The sequence below is a fragment of the Paenibacillus jamilae genome (assembly GCF_050482105.1).
GTDB lineage: Bacteria > Bacillota > Bacilli > Paenibacillales > Paenibacillaceae > Paenibacillus > Paenibacillus jamilae_B.
This window is the reverse complement of record NZ_JBCNHI010000003.1, coordinates 222234-239520: the sequence shown is the minus strand read 5'-3', so window position 1 is coordinate 239520 and position 17287 is coordinate 222234. Positions and strand designations below refer to the sequence as shown.

Below are 17287 nucleotides of genomic sequence, written 5' to 3'. Positions count from 1 at the left end.
TGATATTCAAAATTTTTCTAATTCTCAGCCTGTGAAGGCTCTGCTTCCAAGTAGGGTGCTTACTATTTTTATCTCTATAACCAAGAAGGGAGCAAGCGATTAGCTTGCTCCCTCTACAACTAAACCTGCCCTATATTTTCCGAATGCTCAGCAGAGAGTTGCCGTTACGCATAAACTCATACGGGACTCTGGCCTCCGTCACCCGTAAGCCTTCTGCCTCCAGCTCAAAAATCAAACGATCTAGCATAGTGTAACGAGTGCCTGTTAAATCGGTCAGAGGAAAAATGCGGACTTCCTCTGAAGCCACTCGCAGCAGTTCGTGTACCGTCTTTTTATGAAACTCATAGTCGAGTCGATCACTATACATAAATAGAAAATGGGCAGACAGCACAATATTAAACTGTTCATCCCCAAAGGGGAGCTCCGGCAGTACCGCAGCAACGTAGCGTTCTGGGTGCTTTCTCATATCCTGTGTGCAATCTTGGAGTGCTTGATGCCGCTGCTCGCTAAGCCCTTGCACATCTCCATAACAGCTCCAGACATAATTATCTTTTGCACGTTCTAACGTTTCCATTGCATGCTCAATATCCAATAGGCCTTTACGTTGTAGATCATCAATCTGGTGATCATAGGCGATATCACTTGCGGTGATATCCAACGAGGATTTGGTGCCCAGAGCAGTGAATGAACATGCTCCCGCAGGACAGTCCAAAATCTTTTTGCCTTCAAGTTCGGACATGTGCAAATTGAACATTTGTACGTACTCCTCAAACGTGCGACCGATGAACACAATCCGATCCAGTTCTTGCTTGGTTTTACTTTGACTCGTCTCATCTCTACTCATCTCTTCTCACCTCAGCTATTCTTTGGCTACGGAGGGGTGATCAAGTTTACTCCGTAAGCTCATGTTAACATTTTACAGAATCGAATAACATATCATGGGTAGAACCTCTTAAAGTGATCATCGATTATTTTGAGAGATTAAAGGGAAGGGATCAGTTTATTTTCATAAAAAAGAAGAAAATGTGTCATTTTAAAAAAAGTCTATACATATATGTTAAATGTATAGACAAATCCGAAAAGCGGATTTATAATTACGCTGTAAACGTTTTCTAGTAGTTATCATCCAATCAGACCTTGAAGGGAAGGAACAATCATGAAGAAAATTTTACTGGCGTGCAGCTCAGGTATGTCTACAAGTTTGCTGGTTACCAAGATGCAGGATTATGCTAAGTCCATTGGAGACGAGGCTGAGATTTGGGCAGTAGGTCAAGACCAAGCTGCAGAAGATATGGCTAAGGCTGACGCTGTATTGATCGGCCCGCAAATGAGTTTTCTTAAAGGACAGTTGGAAAAGGAAGCAGCCCAATATGGTATTCATGTAGAAGTGATTGACATGATGGCATATGGAATGGTTGACGGTAAGAAAGCCTACGAACAGGCTGTGAAGCTGGTGGAACGTAAAAATGGATAAAGTTAATATAGCTGATCTGACGGAAGAACAAATTAGTTTCCAGCTTATTTTGCATAGTGGAAGCGCTCGCAGTAAAGTGATTCAGGCGTTGACTGAATACAGAAATGAAAATGTAGAAGGTGCAGACGAACTGCTCAAAGAAGCCAAGCAGGATTTACGTGCTGCACATGATATTCATTTTCAAATGGTTAAGAAGGAAGCGGGAGGAACCCAAACTCCCTTCTCGCTCCTCTTGATGCATGCCGAGGATCATTTGATGTCCACGGCTACCATGAAGGATTTGGTCCAAGAACTGCTGGAGCTGTTCAAATCCAGAAGTTTATAGCTAGACCTGTAAATTTGTGAATTTTGGGACATGAAATGCTTGCAACCCTATTGATGCAAGTCACTTCGCGGGGAGGAATAGGCTTTGTTTGAAAAATTAAGCCGGATACTGATACCTATTGCCGGTAAACTGAACAACAACCGCTATCTTAGTGTACTGCGTGATGCATTCATGCTGTCATTTCCATTAACAGTTTTTGGCTCCATCATCGTCGTTATTATCAATCTGCCGTTTCTAAAAGGGTGGATGGGCGACGGCAATTATGCGACTTTTAGCAGTCTGCTGAACATTGCGCCTAATGCCACACTGAATATTATGACCTTATTTGTCATCGTCGGGATTGGTTATTATCTATCTCGGAGTTATAAGGTCGAGCCCATATTCGGTGGCATGATCGCGTTGGCCAGCTTCTTGATGCTCACACCGTTTGTACTGACACAAGAAAGCGGTGCCACAATTGCTGGAGTCATTCCAGTGGATCGGATCGGTGCCAAAGGCATGTTCCTTGGTATGATCGTCGCCTTTATCGCGGCTGAGATATACCGAAGAGTGACACAACGGAATTTTGTCATTAAAATGCCTCCAGGCGTTCCGCCAGCAGTTGCCAAATCGTTTGCCGCTTTGCTTCCGGCATGTATCACATTGGGCATATTTTTGATCATCAATGTTGTAGTTACACTGACTCTTCATAATAACCTGCATGATCTGATTTATCATGCTGTACAGGCACCTCTGGTGCATTTGGGCAGTGGTATTATTCCTACATTAATTGCTATTTTCTTTGTGCAGCTTTTATGGTTCTTTGGGCTTCATGGTCAAATTATTATTAACTCGGTTATGGACCCAATCTGGAATACGCTGGCACTCGAAAACTATGAGGCGTACTCCAAAGGAGCAGAATTGCCGCATATTATCACCAAGCAGTTTGTGGATATTTACACAGTAGGTATCGGTGGTACAGGTATGACACTGGCTGTCGTGCTTACGATTCTGATCTTCCTGAAGAGCAAGCAATTGAAGCAGGTCAGTAAGCTGGCCCTTGGACCGGGTCTGTTTAATGTCAACGAACCCGTCATATTCGGTCTGCCGATTGTGATGAATCCGCTTATTTTCGTCCCATGGGTTATTGCTCCAATGATCGTTACGCTGATTACTTACTTTGCCATGACTACGGGGATTGTACCGCCGCCCAACGGGATACAGGTTCCTTGGACGATGCCGTTGTTCTTTAGTGGAATGATGGCTACGGGTTCTCTAATGGGAGGCATACTGCAGTTGTTTAATATGGCTGTCGTCTTTGTCATCTGGTTCCCATTCCTGAAAATTATTGATCGGATGAACGTTCGTAAAGAGCAGGAAGAAGAGCTTAAACAAGCAGCCGTTGCGGGTAAGGATCAAACTATTGGAATGTAACGTGAATGAGCTGCTAGTGTAGTGGACTTGTTCTTTGCAAAAGAGAGAGGAGTAGAGCTGTGAATCATACCGAAATGAAAGATATAGAGCAGCAAGCCATTCAATACCGTTTTCCAACCGACTTCTGGTGGGGTTCCTCAGCTTCGGCTACCCAGACAGAAGGAACTGTGGAGGGAGACGGCAAAGGACCGAACATTTGGGATTACTGGTTTGAGCAGGAGCCGAACCGTTTCTATGACGGGGTCGGTCCTGCCGATACATCTCGTTTCTATACCCGTTATAAAGAGGATATTGCACTTATGAAAGAGCTTGGCCACAACTCTTTCCGGTTCTCTATTTCCTGGTCACGTCTGTTTCCGGCAGGGAGAGGCGAAATAAACCAACAAGCGGTCCAATTTTATAATTCCGTCATTGAAGAGTTGCACCAGGCGGGTATTGAACCGTTTGTGAATTTGTATCATTTTGATTTGCCGATGGCTTTACAGGAAAAAGGAGGCTGGGTAAACCGGGAGACGGTCGAGGCTTACGTCGATTACGCGAACACTTGCTTCGAGTTGTTCGGGGATCGTGTAGCCAAATGGTTTACGCATAACGAGCCAATTGTCCCGGTGGAAGGCGGCTATTTATACGATTTCCACTATCCGAATGAAGTGGATTTCGGTAAAGCTGTACAGGTGGGATATCATACCCTGTTATCGAGCGCGAGTGCCATTAAGGCTTACAGAGAAGGTGGCTATAAGGGCAAAATCGGTATTATTTTGAACCTGACGCCAAGCTATCCGCGTAGTCAGCATCCAGCAGACGTGCGGGCTGCTGAAATATGCGACGCGTTCTTTAACCGCTCCTTTTTAGACCCATCTGTGACGGGAAAATTTAATCCATTGCTCGTGGAGCTGTTACGCCAAGAGGGATTTGTACCAAGCATGGAAGACGGAGATCGGGAAATTATACGCCAGGGTACTGTAGATCTGCTGGGGATTAACTATTATCAGCCACGCAGAGTTAAGGCCCGCGAAAGTCTGCCGAATCCAGATGCGCCTTTTGTGCCAGAACGATTCTTTGATTATTACGCCATGCCTGGTCGTAAGATGAATGAGATGCGGGGCTGGGAGATTTATGAGAAGGGCATTTACGATATTCTGACCAATGTCAGAGAAAATTACGGCAATATTGAATGTTTCATTTCTGAAAACGGAATGGGCGTTCAAGGTGAAGAAAAATTCAGAGATGAACAGGGTATGATCCACGATGAATATCGTATTGATTTTATCCGTGAGCATCTAAAATGGGTCCAACGAGCCATCACAGAAGGCTCCAATGTGAAAGGCTATCACTTATGGACGTTTATGGACAACTGGTCCTGGACGAACGCTTATAAGAATCGCTACGGCTTTGTATCCGTGGATCTTCAGAACGAGGGTAAAAGATCCGTTAAGCAGAGTGGGTACTGGTTCAAACAGGTGATCGAAAATAACGGATTCTAAAACAGGGTGGTAGGTGGTCCTTTGGACCGCCTTTTTTTCTTCATTGTTGCAAGGGAAGCTGTGCTGTATACCGCTGGTGAGAAAGTATAATGTTCGGTATACTTACTTATACCGTAATACCTTAACGTCCCGCCTGCAGAACAGAAAAACCAGCGCTACCGATGTTTTGGTAAAATGCTGATATAAAACAATTTTTAGTACAGGTGGTAGACAGATGAACAAATACGAGCGGATTGCACAAGAGGTCAAAGAGCGTATCATGAATAAGACCTATAGCAGTGATGATCCGATCCCCGATGAGATCTCACTGGCCAAAGAGTTTCGTGTAAGTCGAATGACGATTAAGAGGGCATTGGACACATTGGTGATGGACGGACTGTTGAATCGTAAAAGAGGACACGGGACCTTTATCGTCAAATCGGTCTACAATGGCCCGGTTAATGTCGTTGTGAATGAAATGCTGGGGCTGACCAACGTACTGCGCGGGAAAGAAATCAAAAGTAAAATCATAGCCTTTGACGTTCAATTTCCATCCGAGGAAGTAGCAACTCATCTGTTTATTGACGTCAATTCTCCTGTATATCATGTGATCCGTCTGCGTATTGTGGAAGGTGAGCCTTATGTTATCGAGCGCACATACATGCCAACCAAGCTAATTAGCGGTATTACCGAGGACGTGCTGTATGGCTCGGTGTACAAACATATTAAGGAGGAACTGGGCCTTAATATTGTGGGTTCACATCGTACCATCCGGGCATCCAAGTCGACGGAACTGGATCGGGAGCATCTGGACTGTGCAGCGGATGACCCAATCTTGGAAATTGAGCAAGTGGGTTATCTGGATACGGGGATACCATTTGAATACTCATTCTCGCGCCATCGGTATGATAAATTTGTGTTTACCACAGTGAATCGGATGCGTTGAGCCAGTGAGTAAGAGACGGATGGTAAAGCACAAGCATGGCAGAAGAAGGCCTAACTGATGTGGGCACTCTCCTGCCATGTTCTTTTTAATGAAGCAAATTAATTGCCAAGCAATCTCACTTCATGCACCGTCGGAGTATACCAGTTGTTCGGATTATTGAATAGCACTGCATTTACAAGATTGATTCGCACGTAACGGGCTTGAAAATTTACTTTGTCACTGGTAAAGCCGTAAGCAGTATTGCTCGTGCGGTCAATGGTGGAATAATTAACGCCATCCGTACTATATTCGATCTTATACTTATAATATGCCTCAGATCCTTTGTACATAAACCATGAAATATCCACTTCGCTAATTGTCTTGGTACTGCCCAAATCCACCTGCCACCAAGCAGGCCAAGATGCAGATGTAGCCTTCCATGAGGTTTGGGGATTGCCGTCGTTCGCCAGTGAGGCCGGGGAAGCGGATGCGGCTGAACTGGCAGTAGCTGTTTTGCCTTGCGCGTGATTCACAAGGGATGGCAGGATGACTGTGCTTGTTGCAGCATCCCAATCCCAGCTACTGTACCAGTTCAGGGTAGCCGTTTTATTGGAGTCATTCAGGGTCAGTGGTAACCAGATGAATTTGTGATCGCTCAGATTGAGCGGGTTCCATCGATCGCCCATATAGATGTAACTGGTTCCTGCGCTGCCTGTAATTGTGGCGATGGAATGGATCTGCGAACCGTAAGCTGCCGGATCACCGAAAGGCGACAGAGCAGACCAGCTTCCAGTCATGGAGCTGGCGGTTGCATAAGCACCCTGATTCGGATACCAGCCGGATGCCTGCGAGGTGAACAGGTAGTAGGTGTTGTTCTTTTTCACAACAGCGGGGGCTTCGCGATATCCATTTTCAAAAATCCAGCCAACGAACGACTGCACGCCTGTATAATCGGCTGTTAGCTTGAAAATCGCCATTGTATCATTGGCGCCGCCATTTTTACGTGAAGCTGTAATGAGGTAACCGCTACCGTCGGTATCTGTGAACACCGTCATATCACGAGATTCATAATTCAGCGGGCGGAAGCTGCCTTGGTAGGTAAAGTTCCCGTCGGGTGTATCGCTGGTGGCAACAGCTACGCGACCGAGTGAGTAGTCTGTGCCATTTTCATAGTGTGCCCATAGTACATATTTTCCGGTGGATTTGTTGTAAATGACTTTAGGCCGCTCGATTTTGCTCGAATTCAGCTCAGGAGCGGAATCTTTGGTGAGGATACTACTGCGGAAGGACCAATTCTTCAAATCAGTCGAGGTATATACGTTCACTTTTTCAAATTTCCAGTTCTCAGCGTGCTCTCCGTACCAATAATAAGTGGAGCCTACTTTTAGGATATTACCGCTATTCGCCTGAATCGGGTTCCCAGCAGTGTCCTTCCAATCTGTTCCGTTCGTAATAGCTGTGCTTGTTGTTGCGCTCAGTGATAGTTTGGCATTGACGGCATCCAAACCATTCAGTGCTTGGTCCGCTTCAGTCCCATAGGTTGCCTCGGTCACACCTGTCATACTGGCATGGGCTGCATCAGGTTGAAGCCCCGTACCCACCGCCGCGAGTATAAGGCATATCCATGCGCCTAGCCATTTGCTATTGATCCACTTCACGATATCATCTGCCTCCCTTAAAACGAATAGAATGGCCCGGGAACAGCTTGTCCGGTACTAATCTAGATTTTATCGCAATTGGAAGCGTTTACAAGTGGAATAAATTGAAGTCTTTAGAATAACGAGATAAAAATAATTTGAAATGAATTTAATAGCGTATTGTCAATTAAAAGGTTGATTAAGGTGGTAACGATTGTGCGTTTTGTCATTGACATGTTCGAATAATTCAAATTTAAAGTGACTGTAATCACATAAACAGTTCCTTCATGTGGGTATACTGGGCTTTGTATTAAGGGTTAACAAATGGGACGTATATTGAGATGTCCTTTGTTCATCTTATTTTGGAGAGAAGAGGGATACAAAGATGCTAAGTGAGCAAACCATTGCAACGATCAAATCGACTGTACCTGTTTTAGAGGTACACGGAACTACAATCACCAAGCGTTTTTACCAGATGATGTTCGAGGCCCATCCCGAGCTTCTTAATATATTTAATCATGCGAATCAAAAGCAAGGACGTCAACAAGGCGCGCTAGCCAATGCTGTATATGCGGCCGCACAGCACATTGACCGTCTGGAGGAAATTCTTCCGGTGGTACGTCAGATTGCGCATAAGCATCGCAGTTTGGGAATTAAGCCCGAGCATTATCCTATCGTCGGAAAATACTTGCTCGCTGCGATCAAGGACGTGCTAGGGGATGCAGCAACAGATGAGATCATCAATGCCTGGGCCGAAGCCTATGGTGTGATTGCGAATGTATTTATAAGTGTGGAAGCTGAAATGTACAAGAATGCTGAACAGCAACAGGGAGGCTGGTCAGACTTTAAGAACTTTGTTGTGCAGAAAAAGGTTAAGGAAAGCGATCAAATTACGTCTTTTTATCTGGTGCCGCAGGATGGACAGGTGTTGCCTACATTCGAACCTGGACAATATATCAGTTTGCAGATGCAGATTCCGGGTGAACATAACACCCATATTCGTCAATATAGCCTTTCCGATGCACCGGGCCAACCTTACTACCGGATATCCGTAAAACGCGAGGACGCCGTTGGGTCCCGCCCAGCGGGTAAAGTATCTGTGTATCTGCATGAGCAGGTGCAGGAGGGCGATGTGCTGCGGGTGTCTGCACCTGCGGGCGATTTTACACTGGATCAGACAGATCGCAGACCTGTTGTATTGATTAGCGGTGGAGTCGGGCTAACCCCGATGGTCAGTATGCTGGCTTCCTTGGTGAAGTCTGCTCCAGATCGGCCCGTCACCTTTGTCCACGCAGCAGTCAACGGAGATAACCATGCTTTGCGTAATGAGGTGGAAAAGCTGGTCGCCACACATGCACAAGCCGCCGTTCGGTGGTGCTACAGCCGACCAACCGAGCAGGATCGTCTAGTCCAGGCTTTTCACAAGGAAGGACGTTTGGATCTGGCCTGGCTGCAATCCGTAATACCGGAACGTAATGCGCAATATTACTTTTGCGGTCCTGTGGGATTCATGCAATCGGTATACAGCCTGTTGAAGGAGTGGAATATCCCTGCATCGGATATCCATTATGAATTTTTTGGCCCTGCTAGTGCATGGGAAGCAGAAGCGCAGTGAGCCATCAAAAAAGACGAAGGATCGTTATCCTTCGTCTTTTTTGTGCTTATCACCATGAGGAAATCCTATCATTGGGCTTTACGCTTCATAGTGTGTTCGTGTGGTTCGTGCGCTCATAGCACGGGCGGACGCAAAAATTCTATATGTTGCGGCATATACGGGCGTAAAGCTTCTGGAATGCAGATCGAACCGTCCTCCTGTTGGTGATGCTCTAGCAACGGGATCAAGATCCGAGGCGAAGCGACCGCTGTATTGTTGAGGGTGTAACAATATTGTAGCTTGCCGTTCGCATCACGGTACCGGATGTTGGAACGACGCGCCTGAAAATCAAGCAGCTGGGACGACGAATGCGTCTCCCCATAAGCCTGTCGGCTAGGCATCCAAGTCTCAATGTCCACCTGCTTGTAGGTTTTTTGCGACATGTCGCCTGTACAGACAGCCATCTTGCGGTAAGGCAGCTCCAACAGTTGAAGCAGATCTTCCGCATTGCGCGTAATCTCCTCAAACATCTGCTCTGAAGCTTCCAGACTCGCTTCACAGATTATGACCTGTTCCACCTTGGCAAACTGGTGCACACGGTACAGCCCGTGCACGTCCCTTCCAGCCGAGCCAACCTCGTTGCGGAAGCATACGGATACGGCTGCCAGCCGAATTGGGTCCGTAACGTCCACAATCTCACCGCTGTAATACGAGACTAGCGGAACCTCCGAGGTGCCTACTAGCCATTGATCCTCCCCTGCGATGCGGTATGTCTGATCCAGCCCGAGAGGGAAAAAGCCAGTGCTGCGCATTGCCTCCGAGCGTACCATTAATGGAACATCTAACAGCTGAAAGCCTCGTTCGCTTAGCACATCAACAGCAAGCTGCTGCACAGCTCGGTGCAACGCGACCCCTGCTCCCGTCAGATAATAATTACGGGTACCAGCTGTTTTGACACCGCGAGGCACGTCGATCAGGTTGTGAAGCTGGCCGAGCGTCATATGATCCTTGGGTTCAAACCCAAAGTCGGGTATCGTTCCGACCCGTTCCAGTTCTATATTATCTTGATCCGATTGGCCTTGCGGCGTATCTGGCGATACGATATTAGGCATTAGAAGCAAGAGCTGTTGAAACTGTTGCTCTACTTCCTGTTGCGGGGCTTCCAGAAGATCTAGCCGTCCGTTAATTTCCTTGACCTGCTGCTTAGCCTTATCCGCTTGTTCATTTTTTCCGGCCTGAATTAGCGCCCCAATATCCTGACTACACTGATTGCGTGTCTGACGAAGCTGCTCCACTTCCTGAAGCAGCTGCTTTCTCCGATCATCCAGGGTCAACAGCTCCGCGACCGATACCTGTATTCTTTTATTGTCTGCTGCTCTCTGAACCTGCTCCTGATGCTCTCTAATCCACTTGATATCTAGCATGACACCGCACTCCTTTTTCGGATAAAAATACAAAAAGCGCCCTTATCCACATGGGACGAGGAGCGCTTTGATCTCGCGGTGCCACCCAAATTGACCGGACAGCATAACAAATGTCATGACTCTCCAATCCACTTTGCTCCGCTTTAACGGGCGGGTCCGGTCTACTTAGGAACATATCGCTATATCGTACATTAACGTATAATCCTTGGCGTAAACGCCTCCGAGTTGGATGCTCTTCACAGGCACAATGTCGTTTGCTTTTTTGTTAGTATACGGATTTTTGGCAAGTTAATCAAGGGCATGAGTCAGTACACTGGATTACTTCCTTTTTTCAACATGATCTTTCCAATAAAAATAAATACACAATACAATTAAGATAAGTGGAAACAAGTAAAAAGTGGGTTTCATATTTGCGAAGGGAAAAGGTAGGCTTTATTTCTTATGTATATCCATTCTACTTCATCTGCAATGATGAAACTGGAAGAATATTTAAGTAATAGCTTCAATTCAGCGTTCAAAATGGGCTATAGTCTCTATAATGCTATTTTAATTTCATGTAAAATGTAATGATTACCAAACGACAGCGATGGAGGGGAACATGGAGGATTTTAAAGATCGTTTACATACGATTCGCCAAGAACAGAACAAGCTGCTCAAGGAGTATCAAACATTAATCGCAGATTACGAAGCTTCAGATATCATTCTGGAGAATGAGGTTCTGCGAAAAAAGTTCGAGGATTATCAGGCTCGCTGCGTTCATTTGGAAGAGCGGGTACGACATATTGAGCAGGAAAATGGAAAGCTGCGTACTGCGCTGACGGAGCAAATGCTGAGCGAAAAGGCGAATATGATTCGCATTTCGCGGGAAAAGCTGGAGACCTATTTTGCTTCCAGAACCGCAGAAGGGGAAAACCGGCTCACCTCCATTGAATATGGAGCTAAAAGCCGGGTGGACCAGCTTATTCAGCAAACCACTCATGAGCTTAAAGAGGATCAGGACGAGATTGTCACTAGACTGAGAATGTTCTCGGAGGAAATTCGTGACCGGATCATGGAGCAACGCAGGCGGTTTCAGGAAGCAGAGCGCAAGTTGCTTCATCAGGCGGCCAACGAGCTCCATCAGCTCGAAGAAGAAGAGATCAGCGAAGAAACGATGCAAAAGCGCATGAAGCAGAATCAGTTTGAAATGATGCTCGGCTTGAACTGGATCAACAAGCTGGGGATTTTGCTCATTATCTTGGGTGTAGGAGCTGCTTTTAAATACTCATACTCAAACTGGTTTACCGGAAATATGAAGGGCGTAGCCTTCTTTTTGCTAGGAGCACTGATGCTGGGCGGCGGCGAGTGGTTGTATCGCAAGCAGAAGCAGACCTTTGCGCTCGGTATTTTGGGTGGCGGTATTTCTGTATTGTACGGGTCCATTTTTTATAGCTACTTTTTGCTAGAAATCATAGGAATGTATACAGGCATAGGCTTGTCCGTTCTAGTTACGATGACGGCTGTGCTATTGTCATTAAGATATGAATCTCGAACGATATGTTCCTTTGGTTTAGTAGGGGGCTATCTCCCGTTATTCTCCTATATGGCAGCAAACGGTCTGGAAGGAAATGCTGTGTATATTGCGATGGGTTATCTATTCCTGCTGAACCTGCTGATTCTGCTTGTATCCTTCCGCAAACGGTGGGTCATCGTGCAATATATTAGCTTTCTGCTCAATACCCCATTAATGGTTGTACTCGCATGGTTATCAGAAAGCGCCGTAGCCAGCATGCTGTATGCAATCATTACATTTGCGATGTATCTCGGGATGACACTGTGGATGCCGTTCCGATTCAAAACAAAACTATCATGGCTGGATTTCTCCTTGTTGGCTTTGAATACAGTGGTGAGCTGTTCCGTTCTGTATTCTCTGTTCGGCGATGCAGGCCTGGATGATTACAAAGGATTACTGGCACTTGTGTTTTGCTTGGTGTATGGGGGCTTGGGCCAATGGGTTCGTCGATATATTTCAGAGGAGAAACAAACTAAAATATTATTTTATGCGACCTCATTGACCTTTGCCATTCTCATGATTCCGTTCCAGTTTGGAGTCAAGTGGTTGTCCATGGGTTGGTTAATCGAGGCAGTGCTCCTTACATTATGTGGACATCGTTATCGCTTGAAAGAATTAGAGCGTGCAGGCTGGGGCATTCTAGGACTGTGTCTGGGCGCATTCTTTTTCATTGATTTCCCTATATATCTGTTGTCAGGCTTTGAGACAGATTATTTTGGGCTCAAATATACGCTCATTACACTGGGAATGTTGATCGTTACTGTCTTCTATGCGATCGAATTTAGCCGTCCGGATGCTTTCAAAAACAATCGTTTATACGAAATGCATATCATGCAAGGATTTAAATATGTAGCTTTGGTGAACGTATACTTCTATCTTTTGTATGAAGCTGGACATTGGTATAACATCCTCGTATCCGATGAGTTTGCACATTACACCTTGTACAGGGTATTGCTGTTTACCTGCGTATCCCTGGTGTTGGCTTACTTCCTGCCTAAGGTGAAGCTGCTGTACGATCGGGTGATTAAATATTATAGCTTGGCGCTCTATGTCATAGGCTATGTGCTGGCACTGGTGGTTACTGTAACGATTCCTACTTTACATGAGGACTATGCGCAAAATACGGCTGCTGATTATGTGGCGTTGGTTGTACTGGCAGCCTTTAATGTACTGGTATTCTTCAGCAGCAAGGATTTCCTCAATGCACTGATGACCCGACACTATAAAAGTAATGAGCTGTATCCGGTCATTATGGGTGTATATTTGCTGGGCGTCATTACCGCTTTTCTCGGAGTTCAGTTCCATCTGGGAGACGCAGGTCTTGCGTTCAGTCTAGTGTATCTGCTGCTGGCTATTTTGTATATTGTATACGGCTTCCTCAAACGAGTGGTCTACATCCGCCGATTTGGATTAGGATTAACCCTGCTATCGACAGGTAAGCTGCTTTTGTATGATCTACATCTGTTAACGTCGGGAAGTACGATTGTGGCCTATTTTTCCTTTGGGGTTGTATTGCTGGCCATTTCGTATATTTATCAAAAAGTATCCAATCGTATGGGAGAGACCATTATAAAGAAGGATACTGAAGAAAAAATGTAGTTTTTTGTTGTATTGTGTAGATACCGAACATTATGAAAATAAATCCGGAAATAGTGAAAAATTATGCATGACCTCGCATCCTACTTACGCTATAATGAGAAAAAATTATTTATGTACGCATGCTCAAGTTTATGCGTAAGTAGAGAGAATGAGGGGGATACAATGAATTTGAGCAAGGGGCAGAATAACCTGTCTGATAAGAATGAACGCTTCTCGTCGGCTGGATTCATTTTGGCAGCGATCGGGAGTGCGGCAGGATTAGGCAATATTTGGAAATTCCCGTATATTACCGGACAATATGGCGGAGCTGCATTTTTCTTGTTGTTTATTGTCTGCTTGTTGCTTGTTGGTTTACCTGTGCTTTTAGCAGAGCTTGCGCTTGGTCGTGCAGGTCGAGGAAGTGCTGCTTCTGCAATGGTAAAAGTAGGCGGACATCCAATTTGGGGCAAGATGAGCATTATGTTTGTTATCGTCCCGTTTGTTATTTTGTCGTTCTATGCCATTGTAGGAGGATGGACCCTGCATTATGCTGTAGAAGCATTTAGCGGAAATCTGTTTTCGAATAATGATTTTGCTGGCCAGTTTGCTTCATTTTCTTCCGGCTATGCACCGTTGGTGTGGTTGTTAATTGTTTTTGCATTTACAGCAGTCGTGGTTACCCTTGGGGTATCGAACGGAATTGAAAAGTTCAATAAAATTTTGATTCCTGCTAAAGTCATTCTGTTGCTCGTGCTGATGATTAACGCTCTCATGCTGCCAGGTTCTGGTGCGGGTGTATCCTTCTTTTTGAATCCTGACTTTTCTAAGTTAAGTATAGAGTCCGCATTGGTTGCTTTGGGACATGCCTTCTTTTCCCTCTCACTGGGGATGGGGATCATGGTCACATATGGTGCTTATGTGGATCGTCGACAATCGCTGGGTGGAGCTATGCTGGCAGTGGGTGGCGGGGATTTAATCTATGCGTTTATTGCAGGTATGATCATTTTCCCTACAACCTTCTCCTTCGGTATTAACCCTGCCCAAGGACCGTCCTTGGTCTTTATTGCTTTACCAGCTGCATTCTCTGCCATGCCTTTCGGAGCTTTCTTCGGCGGTTTGTTCTTCGTATTGCTGGCGGTTGCAGCATTAGGCTCTATGGTATCCCTGCTGGAGGTACCCGTAGCTTATGTTATGGAGCGGTTCCGTTGGGGCCGGGTTCGCTCGGTTGTCATCGTATCGATCCTGTGTCTGTTGCTGGGTGTTCCTTCTGCATTATCGATGGGGTTGGTTCCAGAGCTAAAGGTGGGCGACAAATCCTTCTTTGACTTTGTTGATTTCACAGCATCCAACATCTTCTTGCCGCTCGGTGGCTTACTGATAGTTATATTCACAGGGTACTACTGGAAAACTGCTGGCGAACATGCCAATCTCAAACCTCTCTGGTTCCGTGTATGGTTGTTCGGCCTTCGGTATGTTGCACCGATCCTGATGTTGCTGGTCTTTCTGCATACTTCAGGGATTATCAAATTTTAATAGATACAAATTGAAAAGGTATTTTCTTCCTAAGGGAAGAGATGCCTTTTTTTGTATATCTATCAGTGGTTACCTAACTGTGGAAAGGAATGATATAATAAAAACATTGTCATTAATTTTAACTTCAATGAAATCATTACGATTATGAAGTTTTATATAATGAGTGAAAAGGCTACAGGGCATCGCACAGACGATGTGCAGGAGAGGGAAAGGGCAGAAGAGCATTGAAACAGACAGAGGGTTCGAATTTGCAAGAAGGACGGCGGCTGAAATGAAGTCTAATCGGTTGTCGTCACAACGTCGTTATATGCCAGGTTTGGATGGATTAAGAGCTCTGGCGGTCATCGCAGTCATTGTGTATCATCTGAATCCGGATTGGTTGCCGGGTGGTTTGTTGGGTGTAGGCGTATTTTTTACTTTATCAGGGTATCTGATTACAGATATTTTGGTTAGTCAGTGGGATACATATCATAGTTTTAAAATGAAAGATTTCTGGGTGCGTCGTGCCAGAAGGTTGCTGCCTGCCATGCTAACGGTTGTGGCTGTCATTGTCCTCTGCTCGTTGCTCTTCGATCCGTCACGGCTTACGGCCTTGCGCGGAGATGTGCCTGCCGCATTGGTGTATATGAGCAATTGGTGGTTTATTTTCCATCAGGTTTCGTATTTTGAAAGCTTTGGCCCTCCTTCTCCGCTTGGGCATCTGTGGTCGCTGGCGGTGGAGGAGCAGTTTTATATTCTATGGCCTTTACTGCTGGCGCTTGGGTTAAAGTATATGCCCAAGCGTATTGTACTGGCCGGATGGGTGGCTTGTCTGGCGTTAGTCTCGGCGCTCCTGATGGCCGTGATTTACGTACCGGGAAGCGATCCGAGCCGGGTATACTATGGCACGGATACACGTGGCTTCGCTCTGCTGATTGGTGCGGCGCTGGCTTTGGTATGGCCAAGCGGCAAGCTGAAAGAGCATACCTCTGCAAAGGCACGCTTGCTTCTCGATGGTATCGGTGCAATCAGCTTGTTGCTGCTTTGCCACTGGGCGTGGGCCTCGAATGAATATGATCCTTCTCTGTATCGCGGAGGCTTGCTGGGGATCGCTTTGGTCACCGCGATTGTAATCGCAGCGTTGGCGCACCCGGTGAGCCATCTCGGTCGACTGCTTGGATGCAAGCCGCTGCGCTGGATCGGGGCCCGTTCCTACGGACTGTATCTATGGCATGTTCCGGTTATCACGCTAACGACACCTCAGGTGGATACCGATGGTGTGCATGTGATGCGTATCTTTTTGCAATTGATAGCTACCGTACTGCTGGCATCTCTCTCATTTAAATATATTGAAGAACCGATTCGGCACGGAGGATTCCGGCATTGGATTGCAGGAATTCGTGCAGCGGTTCGCCGACACACACGGTGGAGATGGGTGTCTGCAACGGCAACGGCAATGCTTTGTTTAGGTATTGGTGTGGGTACCGTTCACCTGTACGCAGCATCTCCTGACGCGACGTTACAGGCAGCAGCATCCACTGATGAGAAGCCAATTGCCAAGGCCAAGGCGATGCCGCCGCTTCATGGCACGGTGTCCGTAGCCTCCAAGGAGCCTACAGCCACCATACCGCAAGGAGCCAAGGACAGTAAGGCTCCATCCCAAGCCCAGACGCCTAAAAGCACGGCAGCCAAGGCTGGTACTACGGGGGGCGTTACGACGCAGTCAGAATCTTCGACCACATCCGAACAGGCTAAGCCAATGACTGGCGATGGCTCGAGCTTGACCGCCATTGGAGACTCTGTCATGCTCGATGTACAGTCGTACATTCAGGAATCCTTTCCTGGGGCTGTTGTGGATGGACGGATCGGCCGCCAGATGGCAGAAGCGCCTGCCGTACTGGAGCAACTGAGACAGAACGGACAGCTGGGCAAGACAGTTATTATTGAACTGGGTACGAACGGCGCTTTTACCAAGGACCAACTATCCGATCTGCTCGCCAGCCTGAAGGATGCAAAGCGTATTATACTTGTGAATACCCGTGTACCTCGTCCCTGGGAGAGCATTGTGAACAAGCATCTGGCCGAGGCTGCTTCCCAAGATCCACGAATTACAATGATTGACTGGTATGCAGCAAGCTCCGGTAAAAACTCATATTTTGAGCATGATGGAGTACATTTAAAACCTAAAGGCGCTAAAGCCTATGCGTCTTTGTTGGCTCAGGCCCTAACGAAGCAATCTTAATGAACAGAACTGCAATGATATTCATAAAATATGCAAATGCAAGATAAGAAACCACCGGGAGTAGGTTGTCCGTCCCCTGGTTGAAGTGCACCCTTAAACTTTCATTGGCTGAACCGCAGAGTTTTCCAGTGTTCGTTGTAAGGTGCGC

At 46.3% G+C, this 17287-nt stretch carries 12 protein-coding genes; 9 read left to right on the top strand and 3 right to left on the bottom strand.

Features of this window, described 5'->3' with window-relative positions; all coding sequences use genetic code 11:
* Positions 1–130 precede the first annotated feature (130 nt).
* Complete coding sequence (locus tag ABEW32_RS02315) at positions 131–844, bottom strand: SAM-dependent methyltransferase (RefSeq protein ID WP_430184330.1); 714 nt, start codon at positions 842–844, stop codon at positions 131–133.
* A gap of 312 nt (positions 845–1156) precedes the next feature.
* On the opposite strand from ABEW32_RS02315, the gene ABEW32_RS02310 reads away from it, so the two are divergent.
* The 5 genes from ABEW32_RS02310 to ABEW32_RS02290 all read left to right on the top strand — a co-directional run bounded on the left by ABEW32_RS02310 (position 1157) and on the right by ABEW32_RS02290 (position 5621).
* A complete protein-coding gene (locus ABEW32_RS02310) occupies positions 1157–1474 on the top strand; it encodes a PTS sugar transporter subunit IIB (protein WP_013312603.1) in 318 nt (105 codons plus the stop codon).
* Positions 1467–1799, top strand: a complete 333-nt coding sequence (locus tag ABEW32_RS02305) for a PTS sugar transporter subunit IIA (protein ID WP_430184328.1) — start codon at positions 1467–1469, stop codon at positions 1797–1799. The genes ABEW32_RS02310 and ABEW32_RS02305 overlap by 8 nt, the downstream gene beginning before the upstream one ends.
* Before the next feature lie 84 nt (positions 1800–1883).
* Positions 1884–3212: a PTS cellobiose transporter subunit IIC gene (gene celB / locus ABEW32_RS02300; protein WP_430184326.1), complete on the top strand. Its 1329-nt coding sequence runs from the start codon at positions 1884–1886 to the stop codon at positions 3210–3212.
* 74 nt (positions 3213–3286) lie between these two features.
* Positions 3287–4696, top strand: a complete 1410-nt coding sequence (locus tag ABEW32_RS02295; RefSeq protein ID WP_430184670.1) for a glycoside hydrolase family 1 protein — start codon at positions 3287–3289, stop codon at positions 4694–4696.
* A gap of 214 nt (positions 4697–4910) precedes the next feature.
* The gene (locus ABEW32_RS02290; protein ID WP_430184324.1) at positions 4911–5621 is read left to right on the top strand and encodes a GntR family transcriptional regulator; all 711 of its coding nucleotides are present in this window, start codon (positions 4911–4913) and stop codon (positions 5619–5621) included.
* Positions 5622–5719: 98 nt separating this feature from the next.
* On the opposite strand, the gene ABEW32_RS02285 is transcribed toward ABEW32_RS02290, so the two are convergent.
* Positions 5720–7258 carry a family 43 glycosylhydrolase gene (locus tag ABEW32_RS02285; protein ID WP_430184322.1) on the bottom strand — a complete coding sequence of 513 codons (1539 nt, stop codon included), beginning with the start codon at positions 7256–7258 and terminating at the stop codon, positions 5720–5722.
* A 364-nt stretch (positions 7259–7622) separates the two neighbouring features.
* Here ABEW32_RS02285 and hmpA point away from each other — a divergent pair, with 364 nt between their 5' ends.
* On the top strand, positions 7623–8852 hold the full coding sequence (hmpA, locus tag ABEW32_RS02280) for an NO-inducible flavohemoprotein (RefSeq protein ID WP_430184320.1): 1230 nt from the start codon (positions 7623–7625) through the stop codon (positions 8850–8852).
* 113 nt (positions 8853–8965) lie between these two features.
* Here the strand turns inward: hmpA and serS are convergent, their stop codons facing one another.
* Positions 8966–10255 carry a serine--tRNA ligase gene (serS, locus tag ABEW32_RS02275; protein ID WP_430184318.1) on the bottom strand — a complete coding sequence of 430 codons (1290 nt, stop codon included), beginning with the start codon at positions 10253–10255 and terminating at the stop codon, positions 8966–8968.
* Between the two features lie 598 nt (positions 10256–10853).
* Here serS and ABEW32_RS02270 point away from each other — a divergent pair.
* The 3 genes from ABEW32_RS02270 (at position 10854) to ABEW32_RS02260 (ending at position 17139) form a co-directional block, all read left to right on the top strand.
* Complete coding sequence (locus tag ABEW32_RS02270; protein WP_430184316.1) at positions 10854–13406, top strand: DUF2339 domain-containing protein; 2553 nt, start codon at positions 10854–10856, stop codon at positions 13404–13406.
* Between the two features lie 162 nt (positions 13407–13568).
* Positions 13569–14918 carry a sodium-dependent transporter gene (locus ABEW32_RS02265; protein ID WP_430184314.1) on the top strand — a complete coding sequence of 450 codons (1350 nt, stop codon included), beginning with the start codon at positions 13569–13571 and terminating at the stop codon, positions 14916–14918.
* Positions 14919–15189: 271 nt separating this feature from the next.
* The gene (locus tag ABEW32_RS02260) at positions 15190–17139 is read left to right on the top strand and encodes an acyltransferase family protein (protein ID WP_430184312.1); all 1950 of its coding nucleotides are present in this window, start codon (positions 15190–15192) and stop codon (positions 17137–17139) included.
* Positions 17140–17287: the final 148 nt, after the last annotated feature.